We start from the raw sequence: 18675 nt of genomic DNA on the forward strand, positions 1-18675 counted from the left end.
TTGTGGTATTGGTTTATAGGTTTTCTTTAATAAAGTTGGTCATCTTGGTGTACAGATGCAAACGTGTATTCCCACCTGAAATTCCATGGTTTTTATCGGGATAAATGGCCCAATCGAATTGCTTATTGGCCTGAACCAAAGCCTCAATCATTCGCATGGTATTCTGCACATGTACGTTATCATCTCCAGAACCGTGCACCAACAAATACTTTCCTTTCAACAACTCAGGGTAGTTGAATGGGGAATTATCATCGTAACCTGATGGATTTTCCTGGGGGGTCTGCATATATCTTTCTGTATAAACCGTATCGTAAAAACGCCATGACGTCACAGGGGCAACTGCAATGGCCATTTCAAACACATCGTTTCCTTTTAAAATACAGTTGGTCGACATGAATCCACCATAACTCCATCCCCAAATTCCAGTTCTTTCTTCATCAATATAAGGAAGTTCACTCAATTTTTTGGCTGCAGCGATTTGGTCTTCCACTTCGTATTTTCCCAATTCCTTTTGGGTTATTTTCTTGAAATCACGACCTTTTAATCCCGTTCCACGCCCATCAACACAAGCCACAATATACCCTTGACTGGCCAACATCTGATGCCAGTAATCGTTAGTACCCATCCAGCGGTTGGCTACTTGTTGCGAGCCTGGCCCACTGTACTGGAACATGAACAGCGGATATTTTTTATTGGGATCAAAATCGGCGGGTTTGATCATGTACATGTTCAAATCGTAGCCATTGATATTGATAGTGGAAAACTCTTTTGGAGTGACTTCATACCCCGCCAATTTGCTCGCCAAAGCTGAATTATCCTTTATTGACTTCACCAATTTTCCGTCAGATGCGGAATGTAGCGTAAACTCATAAGGCGTTTCTGAACTGGAAAAGGTATTGATGAAATAGGTAAAATCAGTACTAAACGAAGCGGAATTAGTCCCCTCTTTTGTCGTTAGCCTTTTCTTTTTCTTTCCCTTGGTGGAAATGCTGTACACATCTCTGTTGATAGAACCATTTTCAACTGACTGATAAAAAATTCGGTCATGCTTTTTATCGTAACCGTAATAGCTGGTCACCTCCCAAGAACCATCGGTAATCTGATTTTTCAATTTCCCATTCCTATCATATAGATATAGGTGATTATAACCATTGGCTTCGCTTGTCCAAATAAAGCTGTCATCCGCCAAAAAAGTAAGATCATCATCCACATCGACATAGGCTGCATCGGTTTCTTCCAACAATAAGGAAGTGGAATTATCCTTTGCGCTTACAGCAATCAATTTCAAATCGTCTTGATGACGGTTCAAAGTCTGCACACTCAAATCATTTGGATTGTTCATCCATTTGATCCTTGGAATATAGTATGGACTTCCTAAGTCAACATCTGAAACCGCGCCAGAAGCCACATCCAACATGTGAAGAGTAACCAATGAGTTGTTTTCACCTGCTTTGGGATATTTAAACTCATGTTGAAAAGGATAAAGGTTGCTACCATAAACATCCATGGAAAAATGGGGTACATCGGTTTCATCAAAACGTAAAAAAGCAATTTTGGTTCCATCGCTGTTCCACTCAAAAGCACGAACAAAACCGAATTCCTCTTCGTACACCCAATCGGTAACACCATTTATAATGGTACCCTTGCTTCCATCCGTAGTCAATTGTTTTGTTGACTTAGAAGTCAGGTCCAACAGATACATATTATTATCTTTCACATAGGCCAACTTGGAACCATCTGGGGAAAGGGTTGGTTCTTGAATCTTTTCTTCGGAAATTTTCACCAAATCTTTAGTAGCAATATCATACACATAATAAATGCCCAATCTTGAACGACGAAAAATTGGCTCTACTTCTGTTGCCAATAATACTTTGGACTCATCATCACTAAAAGAATAGGAAGAAAAGTAAGGTACTGTATTAGAAGATGCCACAATGGTTTCAACCTTTTGTAGGGTTTTGTAATCGTATTTATCCAAACTACTGGAATGTGCCGAACGGTCAAAATTCAAAATGGTATATTGGGTACCGTTGTTCATGGATCTGAGTACATCCATATATTCTGTTCGGAACTCGCCACCCCAAATCTCTTCAAGGGTTATTTCTTTCTTTTGTGCTGCAGAAAAAGTCAAAAACCCTAGTAAACAAACGCTTAGGAAAAGCTGTTTTCTCATGTAGTAAAAATTGGAATTAAAACTTCCAAGTTTACTGATTTTTATCCGAAAAATAAATTTTCGTTGTTGCATTAACAACTAAAACCAAGCTCTGCGTATGGTTCCTACTGCACAAAATAGTAGAGACCCTCTTCAAAAATCCCAATATCCGTATATTTGAATCCTTTTAACCCAACACTATGAACTCACCTGTTGAAGGTTTTTCCAAACTCTCCAAAACCGATAAAATAAATTGGATTGCACATAATTGCACCGATGACCCCGAGGCCACTATTCAATTGTTGGAACGGTATTGGAATTCGGATTCGGAAGTCCAAAAATTACACGATGAGTTTATAGAAAATACCCTTTCCAATTATTATTTGCCATTTGCGATTGCCCCTAATTTTTTGATTGATGGCGAACTTTTTGCCATTCCCATGGCGATAGAAGAAAGTTCTGTGGTGGCTGCAGCGAGCAAGTCGGCCAAATTTTGGTTGGAAAAAGGAGGGTTTAAAACAGAGATTCTAGGAACTGAAAAAGTTGGACAGGTACACTTTATATATAAAGGTGATGCTGAAAAACTTAAAAGTTTCTTTGATATCCTAAAACCCGAATTGTTGAGCAGCGTTTCATCCATTACCAAAAACATGGAAAAACGTGGTGGGGGCATCAACAATATCGAACTACGGGATTTTAGTGACAAAATTGACGGATACTATCAATTGCACTGTACTTTTGAGACGTTGGATGCAATGGGTGCCAATTTCATCAACTCCTGTTTGGAACAATTTGCTGCCACTTTAAAAGAGCAAGCAAATATGTTTGAGGCTTTTTCAGAAGAAGAGAAAAATATGGAAGTGGTAATGAGCATCCTTTCAAACTATGTACCCAATTGTTTGGTAAAGGCAGAAGTGAGTTGTCCAATCGCCGAGCTTGGAAATGATGACATGCCAGCGGAAGAATTTGCCAAAAAATTTGTGCAAGCTGTGAATATTGCCAACGTAGAACCGTATCGAGCCGTAACCCACAACAAGGGCATTATGAACGGAATTGATGCAGTAATCCTTGCTACTGGAAATGACTTTAGAGCTGTAGAAGCAGGAGTTCATGCCTATGCCGCTAAAGAAGGTCAGTATTCTAGCCTCACCCATGCTTGTGTTGAAGATGGAATATTTAAATTTTGGATTGAAGTTCCTTTGGCTTTGGGTACTGTGGGTGGATTGACCACTTTGCACCCAATGGTGAAATTGGGATTAGAAATTCTACAACACCCATCGGCACAACAGTTAATGAAAATTGTTGCTGTAGCTGGATTGGCCCAAAATTTTGCAGCGGTTCGCAGTTTGGTGACCACAGGAATTCAAAAAGGGCACATGAAAATGCACTTGCTGAACATGCTCAACCAAATGGGCGCTTCGGAGGATGAAAAAAAGCAATTGGTGGAACATTTTAAACACAATACAGTAACCAATGCTTCGGTGCAAGAGGCTTTGAAAAACATACAAACACAATAATGCAAAAGGAGTTTTACAGCAACGGAAAACTATTACTATCTGGCGAATATGCCATATTGGATGGCGCCTTGGGCTTTGCGATCCCAACAAGTTATGGTCAATCCTTACATGTGACTCCTACCGAAACGGGGCTTTTGGAATGGACCAGTTTTGATGAACAAAATGCAGCGTGGTTTTCGGCCAGTTTTAATCTGGATAATTTTGAAATAAAATCCACCACAGATCAAAAAACAGCACAATCTTTAATTACGATTTTGTTGGAGGCCAATGCCCAAAATCCCCTATTGCTGACCGATAGTGAGGGCTTTAAAATAGAAACTTATTTAGATTTTCCTCGCTCTTGGGGCTTGGGCACTTCTTCTACATTAATTAATAATGTGGCACAATGGGCCCGTGTAGATGCTTATAAATTGCTTTGGAATGCCTTTGGTGGTAGTGGGTATGATATTGCCTGCGCACAGTACAACTCCCCAATCACCTACCAATTAAACAATGGTATCCCTGAGATTGAGGAAGTAACATTCAATCCCATTTTTAAAGACTCCTTGTTTTTTGTACACCTCAATCAAAAACAAAGTAGCAAAGAGGCCATTGAGGCCTATCGAAACCTTTCCATTGACAAAGACAAATTGGTCAAAGACATCTCAGCCAAAACCAAAAAAATGATTTTGGCCGATACTTTGGCTGGATTTGAACAATTGATGGAAGAGCATGAAACTTTGCTTTCGGAAGTACTTCAAATAGCTCCGATTAAAGAACGGCTATTCCCAGATTATTTTGGAGCTATAAAAAGTCTTGGCGCTTGGGGCGGCGATTTTGTTTTGGCCACTGGAGATTTTAAAGCATTGGACTATTTTAAAAGCAAAGGGTACGAAACTGTAATTCCTTATGCTAAATTGGAGCTGTAAAAGTTAATTTTATTCGTATCCGTTTCAAATTTACACCTATCCATAAATTCAAAACGGGCATCCGTCAATTGGCGAGTAGCTAAACGACTTGTTTTTTGCATTTTGATTCCAGAAAACCAAAAAAGATAGCTATGTCAATTTGGAATCAAACCCCATTTTTTACCAAAAAAAACGGGCAGACCATCACCAAAAACCTGCTCTTCATTTTCTTTTTTTTATTTGTTTATTCTGTTGGAATTCTTTCATTCAGTTGGTTTAAGTCAGATGGACAAATTAACACTGTTCTGGTCTTTTCACATTTAATCCCTTTGCTTTTATACGCGGTTATCATATTTGTATTGATACGGTTCCCAAAAATTCTTGACCAATCAGTTTATCATTTGGGAACTCTACAAATGAAACAGAACAAATATGAAAAAACTGGATTGTCCGAGTCCTTTTCATTAGAACTTAAAGACAAATTGGAAAATCTGATGGATTCCAAAAAACTCTACCTCAACCATGAAATCCGATTAAATCACATCGCAGACCTATTGGATATTTCAAGGCATCATGCCTCCCAAGTCATCAACGAAAACTTTGGCCTAAGTTTTTACGATTTCATCAATTCCTATAGAATTAAAGATGCTAAAATTAAGCTATGTAATGGATTTGAAAACTCATCCGAATCCATCTCCGATATTGCTTATCAATGTGGTTTTAACAACCGGGTCTCTTTTTACAAGGCCTTTAAAAAGGTTACTGGATCCACACCAACAGAATTTATGGTAAAGGCCGCTTAATACCACACCTAACTGTTAATGTTAACCTTTATCGGGCTCATTGTAAAGGTTCTTAAGCCTTTACAAACCCCGTACATTCTTTCCCTTTTTTTGCTGAGCAACCTAAAAGGGCGGGACTCTAAATCTTATTCTTCCTGTTTATTTAGTTTTCATTGTTACGGAAGATTGATTATTTGAATTAGCCTACAAAGTCAAGATTTTATCACCCGCCTTGGACGGTTGCTATAACTAACTCTTAATTAATTTTTATGAAAGCGAAAAATTATTGGCTGTCGCTAATGCTATTGGTCTGTGTATTCACGGCGGCATTGGCACAAGAAAAAAATGTAACCGGTACCGTTACCGACCAAGATGGTTTACCATTACCTGGGGTTTCCATTCTCGTGGTTGGCACCAGCAACGGAACCCAATCCGATTTTGATGGAAACTATACCATTACCGCAAGTGCAGGTCAAGTACTTCGGTTTAGTTACATCGGGCAAAAAACGGTTGAAAGAACCGTTGGGGCAGCAACCATTATTAATATTCAAATGGAAGCAGACACACAAACTCTTGAAGAAGTTGTTGTTACTGGATACACTTCACAAAGACGTTCAGATATAACAGGATCTGTGGTAAAGGTTGAAGCAGAAAAATTAGGGGAAATTATTGCTCCATCTGTAGATCAAGCCTTACAAGGAAATGTTTCTGGACTTACAGTCTCTGCCACATCTGGTACTCCTGGATCAACAGCAAACATTAGAATTCGTGGTATAAGCTCCATTACTGCAGGTAATGAGCCTTTATATGTTATTGATGGTGTCCCAGTTTCAAATGGTAATGTTGGTTCAAGTGGTGCTTATTCTTCACTTTCAGCTTTGGCTGGTTTGGACCAGAGTAATATTGAATCCATTACAGTACTAAAGGATGCCTCAGCTACAGCTCAATATGGAGCACGTGGATCTAATGGGGTCATCTTAATTACAACAAAAAGTGGTAGAGCAGGTAAAACAGTTTTTAGCTTAAATAGCAGCTATGGGTTTCAAAACGATGCTATTCAGGGTCCGGTGCCATTATCAGCCGCCAATCGATTGGAACTAGCTGCCGAAGCATTTTACAACGATGGCTTCTATGCCTCAAAAGATGATGCAATTCAGGACCTTCTAGCAAGTGACTTCGCAGAATGGGATGCAAATGGCCGTCCTGAAGCACGATGGGACAGAGCTGTAGCCAATAAAGATGCCATTATTCAACAACATAGTTTTTCTGCTTCCGGTGGGGGAGTTGACAATACCTTTTTTGCTTCTCTCGGTTATATGCAACAGGAAGCAACTGTCATTGGTTCTGATTTTGAAAGAATCTCTGGTTCTTTAAACTTTTCCAAAGATTTAACCGATAACATTACATTCTCTTCAAGCAATCAAGCATCACATATGGAACAAAATGCATTCTTGGAAACAAGTGCATATTTTGAGAGCCCGCGTACAGTAAAATATTTTATTTCTCCACTATCACTTCCTTATAACCCAGATGGAACATACAACCTTTTTGGAGGTTCTTTACCCAATCCCATATATCTAACGGAAAATAATACCAGTAAAAATAGATTAACCCGTATTGTAACGAACAACTCCGTTACTTGGGACTTTGCAGAAGGCTTTACTTTCGGATCTACATTTAATGTTGATTTTCAATTATACAACTTTAGAACATATTCGAATCCAACTTATGGTTACGGAGCAGCAACGAGTGGTGATGCAAGTCAATATGATCGAACCAATGTTTTCTATGTCTTTCAAAATTTCGTAGACTATAATTTTGATGTCAACGATGATCATAGGTTCAAATTCAAGGCACTTCAAGAATATCAATCCAACCGTCGTTACTTTTTAGGAGGTGATGGGCAGAATTTTGCAGATGAAGGATTACAAAACCTTGATAATCTTGGAACCCCGACTGGCATTAACTCATCATTTAGCGATTGGTATGTAGGTGCTTATATGGGATTGCTAAATTATTCTGCATTTGATAGTCGTTACGTTTTGGATTTATCTTTAAGAAGAGAAGGAAACTCTCGTTTTAGCAAAGATAATCGTTGGGGTAACTTCTGGTCAGTAGGTGCAGCTTGGAACTTGAATAAAGAAGCTTTTTTAGCCGATTCAGAAATTGTGAATGCCCTTAAACTAAGAGCTTCCTATGGAGTAACAGGTAATGCTTTAATTGGCCTTAACCAATATCAATCTTTATTTGGGTATGCTGCTGACTACGGAGGAGAAGGCGCGCAGTATGTTGATACGTTCGGAAATGATGAACTAACATGGGAAACCTCCAATACCTTGGACGTTGGAATTGATTTTGGATTACTTAATAATGGAATAAGTGGAAGTGTGGCTTACTTTAATAGAGATTCTAAAGATCTTTTATTGGATGTTCCATTATCAGAGACCACTGGTTTTGCAAGTCAAGTTCAAAATATTGGAGAACTAACTAACAAGGGTTTTGAAATTGACCTTAACTTCAACATTGTCAATACAGAAGATGTTAGTTTAAGCGTTGGTGGAAACATCTCTAAAGTTGAGAATGAAATAACTTCGCTACCAACTGACCCAAATGGAGAAGAACGAACCATAACAACAGTTCGAACCAGAATTGAATCTGGTCATCCAGCATATGCCTGGTATATGCCAACTTGGGCAGGTGTCAACCCACAAACAGGAGTTGAAGAATATTATATTAATGGTGTAGATGGAGAAACTACAGAAAACTTTAATGAAGCCGAAGCGGTATTTCAAGGTGGCAACGCTGTACCTACAACCACAGCAGGTCTTAATTTGAACTTTTCTTTTAAAGGATTCTTTTTAAATGCAACTGGTTATTACGCAGGAGGGCATAAAATTTATGAAGGTTGGCATTTGTACCTAAATCAATCAAATGCCTATCCAATTTTAGCTTTTAATGGCTATACTTCCCTATTAGACAGATGGCAACAACCTGGAGATATCGCAAGAAATGGAGCCTTCTCTTCATCATTTTCTCCTTGGCAAAGACATTCCAAATATTTATATGATGCGGATTTCATGCGTTTAAGAGCTTTGACTGTTGGTTACAATGTACCATCTAGAGCTTTGGAGTCTGTAGGTTTTACCAAGTTGAGTGTTTTTCTTAGGGGAAACAATTTATTGACTTGGGTAAAGGATAAAAATTTATTGTTCGACCCAGAAGTGGATATTGATAGCCAAAATGGTACGGTAGACCCAGGGGAAACAGGACTTGAAACACCACCTACACGTTCAATTTCTTTAGGTGTAAATATTAATTTCTAAGAAAAAGAAGATGAAAACAACCATAAAAAAAATAAATAGAGGACTGTTGTTACTAGCAACCATCTTAATTGGAGCTTGTACAGCCGATAGTCTTGAACCTACCCTTTCACAAAATAAAGCTGTAGAAGGTAGTGTAACCAAGGTAGACAATCTATATAGTATTTTAAAAGGTGCGCACAATTCACTTACAAGTTCAGGCTACTATGGCCGTGATATGATTGCGACCAACGAAGTGCGCTCCGATAACTGCTTTTCAAATGGTAATTCTGGGAGATTCACTACTCAAGGTGAATATGCATATAACTCTAATACTGGGTTTATTTGGGACAATGCATACTACGTGATTGCAAATGCAAATATTATTATCAATACCGATGTAACTACTTTAGAGGGTGACCAAGCTTATGGTGAGCACTTACAAGGTGCTGCTTTAATTCTAAGAGCTCTTGCGCACTATGACTTATTGAGAGTTTATGGTCAGCAACATGCAGGTGGCACCCTTGGAGTTCCAATTGTCACCGAATTTAAAGGAGAGGACTTGTTCCCATCCAGAAGCTCAGTTGACGAAGTAAAAGCAGCAATCTACAACGATTTGCAAACTGCATTCGATATGATGGATGAAAGCTATGACACATCAAAAACAATTGTTTCAAAATATGTGGCAAAAGCTTTGGAAGCACGTGTTGCCATATATTTTGGAGAATGGAATAGGGCTATCTCTGCTTCCGAGTCAGTAATTAATTCAGGGATGTATTCCATAATTAGTGCGGAATCCTATGTAAGCAGTTGGGCTGGCGATGGAGGTTCGAATGTTCTTTTTGAATTGGCATTCAGTGGTGCTGACAACCAAGGTTCAAATGCTTTGTCATATATCTATCGGTATCCAGCAGATGAACCAGGAGGATACGGTGACCTACAAGTAGTTAGTACGGTAATTGATTTATTTGATTTGGGAGATGTTCGCGCCAATATTTTAGGGTACCAACATGGCGGTACACGTCTAAGAAATATGGGTAAATACCCCGATACAGCAACTGGAGCAGACAATATTCCTTTATTTAGGTATGAAGAAGTTATTCTTAATTATGCTGAAGCCTTGTTAGAAACTGGAGGAGATGCACTCACTCAAATCAATTTGATTACCAGTAATCGAGGAGCACTGGCTTATGCTGCTGTAAATAAGGAAGACATATTAAATGAAAGGAGAAAAGAACTTATGTTCGAAGGTTTCCGTTTTGATGATTTGGTGAGAACAGGTCAAGCCATACCCTTCTGGGGTTCTACCGAGAACAGTTTAGGTACAATTTCATACCCAAACAACTTGTTTGCGTACCCAATTCCAATAAGTGAAATAAATGCAAACTCCAACATGGTACAAAATGCTGGATATTAAAAAATAAGTTTATTATTTCATCACCAAAAGGCCGCATTTATTGAAATGTGGCCTTTCTTTTTAAAGAAAAGTCTATTTCCATAAACCCAAACCACCCATCCGTCAATTGGGAGCATAATTTTAAGGCGTTTGCCATTAAGTTTGATTATAAACTCAAAAAGCAAATGTTATGTTCCACATCAAAAATATCTTTGCTCGTAAATGCCTATTTGGCATTCTACTGTTAAACACCCTTAATGTTTTGGCACAGACCGATTCGATTGCAACGGTTCGACTAGATAATTTTATGCTGGAAAATTGTAAACGGACCTATACTGAAATCACCGTTCCTGCAGTTCAAAAAATTTTAAAACACAAAGCTTATCATATCGAGTTGGAGACACATAATTTATATGGGGATAAAACCCAGCGAACCAATGAATTTATTGTAATAGATACGGATTCACTAGTTACCACTTTTGAAACTATAAAAGAAACTACCCAATTACCGAAGCTAACCAGTTATATCAAGGAGGATTTTGTGCTTAACGAGCAATCTGCTCCAGATTTTGAATCCCTTTTAGATCAAATTTACCCCCTCCCCGATTGGAAACCCGATAAAAGGGAATTCTTCTTTAAAAATGGGAAATGGTACTTTTTGAGGGATGGTTATTTCCGAACCAAACAAGGTTTTGAAATCAGTATAGACTCCACAGGCAGAATTGTGGACATCTGCTATAAAATGAAATGGGAAGAAACGGAAAGCCGATAAATAAAAACGCCTCCTTAAAAGGAGGCGTTTTTTTATACTATTAGATGAAACTACTAATAAAAAGTAGCTCTTTTATCTTCTATTTCCGCTTTATCTTTTAATGCATTATAAACTGCACCATTCACTCTAGCGGCAGCACTTGTCTGCAAGCTTTGCGCGTATGTACTATAGTTATCTACTTCTGGAGCAGCAGTCTTGTTTGTCACTTTCACCATAAATACGCCAGTATTTCCTTTGATCAAACCAGAAGTTTGGTCTTGGTCCAATGCAAAAGCGGTCCCTACCACCAAAGGCTCTCTACCTGAACCTGGAATGGTTGGAGATTTAACCGTTAAAGCTGATGCAGTGCTTACACTTACATTGTTAGACGACGCAATTGCATCCATAGCCTTGCCTTGGTTGGCTGCTATGATTTGTTCTGCTTTACGCTCTTTTCTAATTTCCGGCAATGCGATGAACGAAGCATCTTCCGGAGTCATTAACCCTTTTTGGTACTTCTTGGTCAACTGTACCACAGCATAACCGTTGTTCACATTAAAACGTTGGATATCTCCCACACTGGTATCATCATTGAATACCCACTGTACAATGCTACGTTGTGCTCCAAGCCCAGGAAGGTTTTCTTCCATTTCCTTGATTTTGTTTACAGGACGAACAGTATAGTTACTTTCTCTTGCGATATCTCCAAAATCTTCTGCAGCTGCATCCAAGGATGACATTTCAAATTTGGTAGCATCTGTAAACAAAGTATTGATGGTTTCTTCTGATGGCTCAATAGCTCTTGTCAAGGTTGCCACCTGAAGAATATCTTGTTTGTCATCTACTTTTACAATGTGGTAACCGAATTGTGTTTCAACCAATCCGATAGTTCCCACTGGATTTCCGAAACTAAAGTCGTTGAACTCATCTGCCATAACCCCTTCTTGGAAATATCCCAAATCTCCACCTCTAGGTGCAGAAGGTCCATCAGAATTGTCTCTGGCCAATGTGGTAAATTGTACATCTGCTTTTTTAGCTTCTGCCAATAACTCTTTAGCTCGTGTTTCTGCTTCTTCTTTTGTACGGGTCACAGTTGGACTCACACGCTCAGCACCAGCCCAAGAAATAAGAATGTGACTAGCCTTTACCGAACCATTGGCTTTTTTGCCCATGATTTTTGATACTTTATAGAAATCACCATCCTTATAAGGACCGTAGATATCTCCAATTTCCAAAGTGAACAAGGTGTCCGCCACAACAGAAGGAAGATCTTTTTTGGCCTTGTAAATAGTATCGTATTTCGTATCTGAATTTCTATCCAAGAAAGCCGCCATATCGGTAGTATTTCTAAAACCTTTGATGGTGTCATTGGCATCTTTTGCCTCAGAATACTCAACCACATCATCCAAAAGGGTAGTGATCGACTCTTTTACTGCGTTCTCATCTTCCGCAGATGGTTTTTCTTCAAAGTACACAAAACGAATATCTCGAGCTTTATCTTGCTCAAACAACATTTTGTGATCATCTATATAGGCTTGAATCTCGCTCTTGGAAACTTCGATGGTACTATCTGGAATAGAAGTATAAGGCACACGTACGTATTGAATACCTACTTTGTCGTTGGCCAATTTGTAATCCAATTTACCTTCTGTCAATGTAGCGCCAACGCCACCTTTGATCAAGTTGAAGTAAATATTTTCTTTTGCAGCTTGAATGATGGCTTTTTCATCTTGCAACCATGCATCGTAACGCAATGGGTCATTCGCTTTCCAATCGGCAATAGCACTTAGAAAAACTGCTTCATTGAAAAATCCATTCTCATCCATGAAATCAGGAATTTGAGCATACCCTGAAGTTTTTACAAACTCAACAATTTGGTCACTTTCCACTTCAATACCCAAATCTTCGAACTGTTGGTTCAAAAGAGTTTTACGGATTTCTTGATCGTAGATCATGTTCACCAATTGGGTAGAAGTAACGGTAGGTCCATATCTTCTGGATGCCGTCTCAACCTCAGCTCTAAATTCGTCAATGGAAATATCTTCCCCATTTACCTCTGCAACCGAGGAGCCAACTTTTCCACCAGAAAAATTATTGCTGCTGAAAACTCCTGATATTACAAATGCGAACAACGCCAAACCAATAATAAGAATCAGAACAGTTGTTCGTTTTCTAATATTCTCTAATATTGCCATTTTACTGCTTGTTTTCTTTAATTTCAGTGGGCGAAAATACCACTTTCTTTTCAAATAGGAAAGCTAAAAAAGGGGTGGAAATTATTAATCTTCAGGATGAACCTGAACACTTACCAAATCTATTTTGGTATTTGACACTTCCAATATTTTAAAGGTAAATCCTTCTATTTCTACTTCAGCGTCCTGCTCAGGAATTTCACCTGTTTGATTCACGATCAAACCACCCAAAGTTTCGTACTCTTCTCCTTCTGGAAGCTCCAATTTATAGTTCTCGTTGATGTAATCCACCTCCATTCGTGCCGAAAACTTGTATTCGTATTCGCCAACTTGTTCTTCATGAAGGTCCGTGGAATCATGCTCATCCTCAATTTCACCAAAAAGCTCTTCAATAATATCCTCTACTGTTAAAATCCCTGAAGTTCCACCGTATTCATCCAAAACTACGGCCATACTCTTCCGTTTTTTGATCAACACATTCAAAATATCTTGGATCAACATGGTTTCGGGAACAAATTCCACAGGCAATAGGATGCTTTTTATGGTCTTTGGCTTTTTAAACAATTCGTAGGAGTGCACGTACCCAATAATCTCATCGATACTATCTTTAAATACCAAAATTTTGGAGTAGCCTGTTTCGGTAAATAGTTTGACCAGATTTTTAGTGGTCTCCTTAATTTCCACCGCCGTGATTTCGGTTCTTGGCACCATTACCTCTCTTGCCTTTACAGTTGAAAATTGCAAGGCATTCTGAAATATCTGTATTTCGGAATCGACTTCATCCTCTTCTTCCACGGTTTCCATTTGTTCAGTGATATAGTCACCCAACTCCAATTTGGTGAAGGAAAGTTGTACCTCATCACCTTCGGTTTTAAAAAATACGCGAAGTACAAAATCGGACACCTTGATGACAAACCAAGAAACAACAGAAAACAATACATAAAAAATGTATGCTGGGACTGCAAAAACCTTGATCAAGGTATTGGCATAAATCTGAAAAAATACTTTCGGTAAAAACTCAGCGGTCAATAAAATGACCAGTGTAGAAATCACCGTTTGCGAGAGCAAACTAAAGTCGGTAAGTAGTGTATTTAAGAACTGATAATCGGTGGGCAACAACCCTTGGAACCAATTCATCAATACTTCTCCCATAAAAAGTCCGTAAACAACCAAAGCAATATTATTGCCTATAAGCATGGTTGCAATGAATTTTGATGGTTTGTCGGTAAGTAAGGTAAGTACTTTGGCAAGGTACCCTTCTTGTTTTTTCTCTATTTCGATGTGAATTCTATTCGCAGAGACAAAGGCAATCTCCATTCCTGAAAAGAATGCCGAAAACAAGAGCGATACAAGTATAATTATGATGGAACTATCCAATGCACTTATTGATTATCCTTTTGTCGTTGTTCAAAACGTTTCCTATATCTTCTTCTAAAAGCAAACATGGCGATAGACACCACTGCGAAGAAGATAAAAATGTAGGTTTCCTTTGGATTAACACTCCAAAGGGTGGCCACTTTATAAATGGAAATGGCTGCAACGGCCAAATATAGGTATTCGGTATATCGTAAAACTTTGATCATTGGTCTTCTTCTTTAATCGTCATTAAACCGTACGTCTTGTGGGCTTTAAAATAACTGAAGTCCCGATTGAAGTCCATCCCTTCACCATCCATAACGGTTCCGTCCTCGGGATTGGTGTACTTAAATGCTGCTTCGGTAAAAATCCAGTTGTTCTTTCTATCAACGAACAATTGGTCGGTCTCCAATTTTTTCCCGTCGTGGGTTTCAATCACTACATTACCTTGCAAATCTATTAAATTGGTTTGTGAATAAACAATTCCATAGTCTGCAACCACAACACTTTTTTGGTCATTGTCATCATAGAAATCCACACGTAGACCTTCTGGGAAGTTTTTAAACTTAAAATATTGATTGTCGTAATCCTCGGACACTGGACTGGACAACACGGCTATGATTCTTGACTCTGCAGAATCTTGCGCCGACATTGCCTCTTTGGTCTCGGTATAGGTCAAGGTGAAATTATGTGCAACACCTTGTGGAAAAATAGGTTTTACACGCTCCTCTCCAACTCTTTCATATTCGTCACCACAGGACATAAAAAGGATTGCCACGGTAAAAACCGTGGCAAAACTCTTTAAAATATTTTTAGAAGTCTGTTTCACTCTACAAACTAGGCACCTTCACGCTACCACCTACCCAACATGAGAAAGTGATGGTTTGTCCTGCTTTACCAGAGCTAAAGATCATTTCCTTGGATGGAGCTTTAGCATCGTAGCTAGCTGCTGTTTGACCAGCTGTTCCACTCAAAGCAGGATCTACACGTCCAGCTTTTCTTGCCATTTCTGCAGCTTTCCAGTAGATAGCTCTTTTCTCGAATGGGGTACTACCACAATCGTTGGCACTACTTGCATAAAGGTTAGCAATCAACAAATAAGCTTTTCCGTTTGCTGGATTGGCATCTACGGCTTTTAAAGCATAGCTTCTTGCCTGAGATTTACTGCTTCTTCTTACAGTAGTTGCAATCTTGTATAGGATGTTGGATTTCTTATAAGAATCAGTTTCCAATTCTGCTGCTTTATTGAAATCGGCCAATGCACCTTGCATATCGCCAGATTTTTGCTTCAATACACCTCCATACATATATGCTTCAGCAGAAGGATCCAAAGCCAACTGAGCTTCGAACAATTTTCTAAACATTGGGTCATCGGTACATTCTTTGGAGAACATTCTACCTACAGCACTCTTTACCCATTTTACATCTCCTTTTCTCTCTTCGAAGTTCTTTTCGTACAAAGGAATAAGGTTATCACAATCTGCAAGTGCACCCAATTTAGAATCAACACTAGAAGCAACTTTACCAAATGATTCAGCATTTACAGTTGCTGCTCTTAATTGCTTTTTCTCCTTTGCAGTTAAAGTTCCCAAAGAATCTTTTGGAAGCAATTTGGTCACAACACCTGTCAATTTTTGATTTTCTTCATCAAGTTTTCCAGTTACATCATCATAGGTGTTGAAAACATCCTGAAGGTCTTTTTTACCTGCACCGTGCAAATCTACCAAGCTTGAGAAGTAAAGGTATAATGCTTTAGGGTTATCAAAATTGGCTTGATCTTCCTTAAAGCCTTTGTCCAACATATTGAAGATTTCTTCGTCGGAAGCCATTTTTTCATCATACATCAACAAAGCTTTGTCAATTGCAACATCAGCTTTTGAATAGTTGGATGGGAAATATTTAATGCTATTGTCGTAAAGGGACAATAAATCTTGGACGTAGCCATCTTTATCTGCACCAGAAGAACTCTCAACTTTGTGTTTTAGAATTCTTTCTCCGTATGAAAAGTTAGCCTTGTTAATATCTGGGCAACTTTCGTAAACCATCTTCCATGGTTCGTATGCAGCATCGTAGTTTTTTACCTTTACGTGCTCTGCATAAATGGAAAGATTAGTCATGCACTCTGGGTTTTGTGCCTGGGCATTACTTAATCCCGTCAACATAAGGATCAATAACATTGTTAAGTAGTGTCTCTTTTTCATCTTCTTAATTTTAAAGCGGTTAAAGTACAAATTTTCATTAAAAAATCCTGAAAATGGATTAGTAATGGGTGGTTATTTATGAATTTATTAAAAAATTTTCGATCAATTAATTTTTGTTTTACGAAACCATCGGTCATTTAACGATAATCCAATATTCACTTTTAGATAGCTTTCCTCAATAAGGTCAGCATCGGTTGTTCCGCGTCTACCCAATTCAAATCCTAGGTTAAGGTTTGAAAAGTTTCCGCTTAACGGTAAACCCAATCCAAAAGTTATGCCAAAGTTGTTTATTTCCTTATTGTTCACCACCATTCCACTTTTATCGTAGCGCAATCCAGCTCGATACGTAACTCTATTAAAGTAACCTGATAGAGATCTATAATCAGGAACCCAGTATCCACCAAAGGCATAGGTGCTGGCATCAATATAAGATGCATTCTCCAAACCTAGAAAGCGGTTTTCAAAATCACTCATTTTTTGAAAACTGTACTCCGCTCCTAAAAACCACTTTTTATTTTCACCAAAACCTAACCCCAAAGTGGTTTCGGTTGGCACCTTTAACTCGGTATGTTTTAAATTATCGCGATCCAAATTCACATCGATGGTTTCCACATCTTCTCCCGTATTCAAAGAGAAAGAACCAATGGTCTGTGAATTTTCGGAAACCAAGTTGCCTTGGGTATTGATCACTACCGATGTGTAAAGGGTATATTTATCCTTTATGGTTGGGTTATAATTTATGGCGTAGTTAAAATCATAGCCGTTCACCCTCGATTCCCTACGATCAAATGTTCCAAATTGAACATCCTCCACAGTTTGTAAACGCTCATAGTCAAGTGTTCCAAAATTAAAATTGACCGTGGCCCCAAAACTTAGGTTTTTGATAGGCTCAAATCCAATGGATGCGAAAAGTCTGTTCAATCCTCCACTTCCGCTAAAGGCACTTGCCACCTCGGCGCCTTGATTTGTTGCAGAGGTTACATTGAGTCCATAGCCAACAGATGAATAAGGCATAATACCAAATCCAGCGCCTACATTTTTAGCCAGTGGAAAACCAATGGCCAAATAATCCAAATTGGTTACGGAGGTGTTTTGTTCTTCCGTCCAATTTTTTAATTGGTATTCCTTATGGGAAATACCTGCCGTATAAGCGGTGGTCAACAACTTGGAATAGGCTGCGGGGTTAGAAAGGTTTACATGTATACTATCGCCATACATGCTTACTCCCCCCATCATTTGGTTGTCTACTGTTCCATTGTCCCTAGAATCACCAATACCAAAATAGGAATAGGGCGAAATGGTTCCGTTTTGCGCAAACAGTCCATGGGCAGTCACGCAAATAAATGCGATCAAAAGTTTTTTAATCATTCAGTTTGTGTTGTATTCCAGTAGGCAATTAAGCCCCTCCAAGAGAAATTTGGAGTTCGCAAATATGGTGTTTTTTAGCCTTTTGGCAAAAAAATGGGAGTCTCCGCCTGTTAAAATAACTGTTAAATCTTGAAAGCGAGACACATATTGTTCAATTACGCCGTCAACTTCCCTAGCCACACCATTGATTACCCCACTGTGCATACAGCTGCTTGTGGAATTTCCAATAAAATCTAAAAAGTCATCTGGTTTTAGTTGAGGGAGCCCTGCAGTTTGGTTGTGCATGGCATTATAGCGCATCTGCACCCCAGGAGAAATAGCTCCTCCAACATACTCACCAAAATTGTTCACCATATCGTAAGTAATGCAGGTTCCCGCATCGATCACCAAGGTGTTCCCACGCGGATTTTGGTAAAAAGCTGCAGTAGCCAGAGCAATACGGTCCACACCCAAGGTCTGGGGAGTAGCATAGCTATTTTTAAATGGCACTTTGGAAGCATTGCTGAGCACATGCACCTTGCAGAACATGGCAACAATATCCCGTTCTTTTCGGTCCAAAGTACCTACGGAAGAAATAATGGCCTTCCGAATTTTAGGGTACAGCTCAAAAAGTTCTTTGATCTTGGAAAGAAAAAGACCTGACTCGGAACTTTGGTCAAAAATTAGGGTTCTGTTCTCAAAAACAGCGTATTTGACCAATGTATTCCCTATGTCGATGACGAGATTCATATTGCAAAGATCGAGAATTGGAAAAAAATCGTCGCCTTTTTTCTA

At 38.9% G+C, this 18675-nt stretch carries 14 protein-coding genes; 6 read left to right on the top strand and 8 right to left on the bottom strand.

Translation table 11 applies throughout. The features are described 5' to 3' along the window. Window positions 1-13: 13 nt before the first annotated feature. On the bottom strand, window positions 14-2173 hold the full coding sequence (locus tag BLQ18_RS00610) for a S9 family peptidase (protein WP_090293613.1): 2160 nt from the start codon (window positions 2171-2173) through the stop codon (window positions 14-16). A 179-nt stretch (window positions 2174-2352) separates the two neighbouring features. On the opposite strand from BLQ18_RS00610, the gene BLQ18_RS00615 reads away from it, so the two are divergent. The 6 genes from BLQ18_RS00615 to BLQ18_RS00640 all read left to right on the top strand — a co-directional run bounded on the left by BLQ18_RS00615 (window position 2353) and on the right by BLQ18_RS00640 (window position 10805). Next, window positions 2353-3669 carry a hydroxymethylglutaryl-CoA reductase, degradative gene (locus BLQ18_RS00615; RefSeq protein ID WP_090291649.1) on the top strand — a complete coding sequence of 439 codons (1317 nt, stop codon included), beginning with the start codon at window positions 2353-2355 and terminating at the stop codon, window positions 3667-3669. After that, window positions 3669-4577, top strand: a complete 909-nt coding sequence (locus tag BLQ18_RS00620; RefSeq protein ID WP_090291651.1) for a GYDIA family GHMP kinase — start codon at window positions 3669-3671, stop codon at window positions 4575-4577. Before BLQ18_RS00615 ends, BLQ18_RS00620 begins: the two co-directional genes overlap by 1 nt. Window positions 4578-4972: 395 nt before the next feature. Continuing rightward, the gene (locus BLQ18_RS16930) at window positions 4973-5359 is read left to right on the top strand and encodes a helix-turn-helix domain-containing protein (RefSeq protein ID WP_175443692.1); all 387 of its coding nucleotides are present in this window, start codon (window positions 4973-4975) and stop codon (window positions 5357-5359) included. Between the two features lie 248 nt (window positions 5360-5607). Continuing rightward, complete coding sequence (locus tag BLQ18_RS00630; RefSeq protein ID WP_090291655.1) at window positions 5608-8661, top strand: SusC/RagA family TonB-linked outer membrane protein; 3054 nt, start codon at window positions 5608-5610, stop codon at window positions 8659-8661. A 10-nt stretch (window positions 8662-8671) separates the two neighbouring features. Continuing rightward, window positions 8672-10054 carry a RagB/SusD family nutrient uptake outer membrane protein gene (locus tag BLQ18_RS00635; protein ID WP_090291657.1) on the top strand — a complete coding sequence of 461 codons (1383 nt, stop codon included), beginning with the start codon at window positions 8672-8674 and terminating at the stop codon, window positions 10052-10054. A 169-nt stretch (window positions 10055-10223) separates the two neighbouring features. Further along, window positions 10224-10805, top strand: coding sequence for a hypothetical protein (locus BLQ18_RS00640; protein ID WP_090291660.1), 582 nt, complete (start codon window positions 10224-10226; stop codon window positions 10803-10805). Window positions 10806-10858: 53 nt separating this feature from the next. Here the strand turns inward: BLQ18_RS00640 and BLQ18_RS00645 are convergent, their stop codons facing one another. The 7 genes from BLQ18_RS00645 to BLQ18_RS00675 form a co-directional block, all read right to left on the bottom strand. After that, window positions 10859-12979, bottom strand: coding sequence for a peptidylprolyl isomerase (locus BLQ18_RS00645; RefSeq protein ID WP_090291662.1), 2121 nt, complete (start codon window positions 12977-12979; stop codon window positions 10859-10861). A gap of 84 nt (window positions 12980-13063) precedes the next feature. Next, complete coding sequence (locus tag BLQ18_RS00650) at window positions 13064-14353, bottom strand: hemolysin family protein (protein ID WP_090291664.1); 1290 nt, start codon at window positions 14351-14353, stop codon at window positions 13064-13066. Between the two features lie 5 nt (window positions 14354-14358). After that, window positions 14359-14559, bottom strand: coding sequence for a hypothetical protein (locus tag BLQ18_RS00655; RefSeq protein WP_090291666.1), 201 nt, complete (start codon window positions 14557-14559; stop codon window positions 14359-14361). Continuing rightward, window positions 14556-15161: an LPS export ABC transporter periplasmic protein LptC gene (gene lptC, locus BLQ18_RS00660; RefSeq protein ID WP_090291667.1), complete on the bottom strand. Its 606-nt coding sequence runs from the start codon at window positions 15159-15161 to the stop codon at window positions 14556-14558. Before lptC ends, BLQ18_RS00655 begins: the two co-directional genes overlap by 4 nt. A gap of 1 nt (window position 15162) precedes the next feature. Then, a complete protein-coding gene (locus tag BLQ18_RS00665; protein ID WP_090291669.1) occupies window positions 15163-16533 on the bottom strand; it encodes a hypothetical protein in 1371 nt (456 codons plus the stop codon). Window positions 16534-16635: 102 nt separating this feature from the next. Next, on the bottom strand, window positions 16636-17901 hold the full coding sequence (locus BLQ18_RS00670; RefSeq protein ID WP_090291671.1) for a BamG family beta-barrel-assembly machinery protein: 1266 nt from the start codon (window positions 17899-17901) through the stop codon (window positions 16636-16638). Next, the gene (locus BLQ18_RS00675) at window positions 17902-18630 is read right to left on the bottom strand and encodes a type III pantothenate kinase (RefSeq protein ID WP_090291673.1); all 729 of its coding nucleotides are present in this window, start codon (window positions 18628-18630) and stop codon (window positions 17902-17904) included. Window positions 18631-18675 lie beyond the last annotated feature (45 nt).

This window comes from Flagellimonas zhangzhouensis (genome assembly GCF_900102925.1).
In the GTDB taxonomy this organism is placed as follows: domain Bacteria; phylum Bacteroidota; class Bacteroidia; order Flavobacteriales; family Flavobacteriaceae; genus Flagellimonas; species Flagellimonas zhangzhouensis.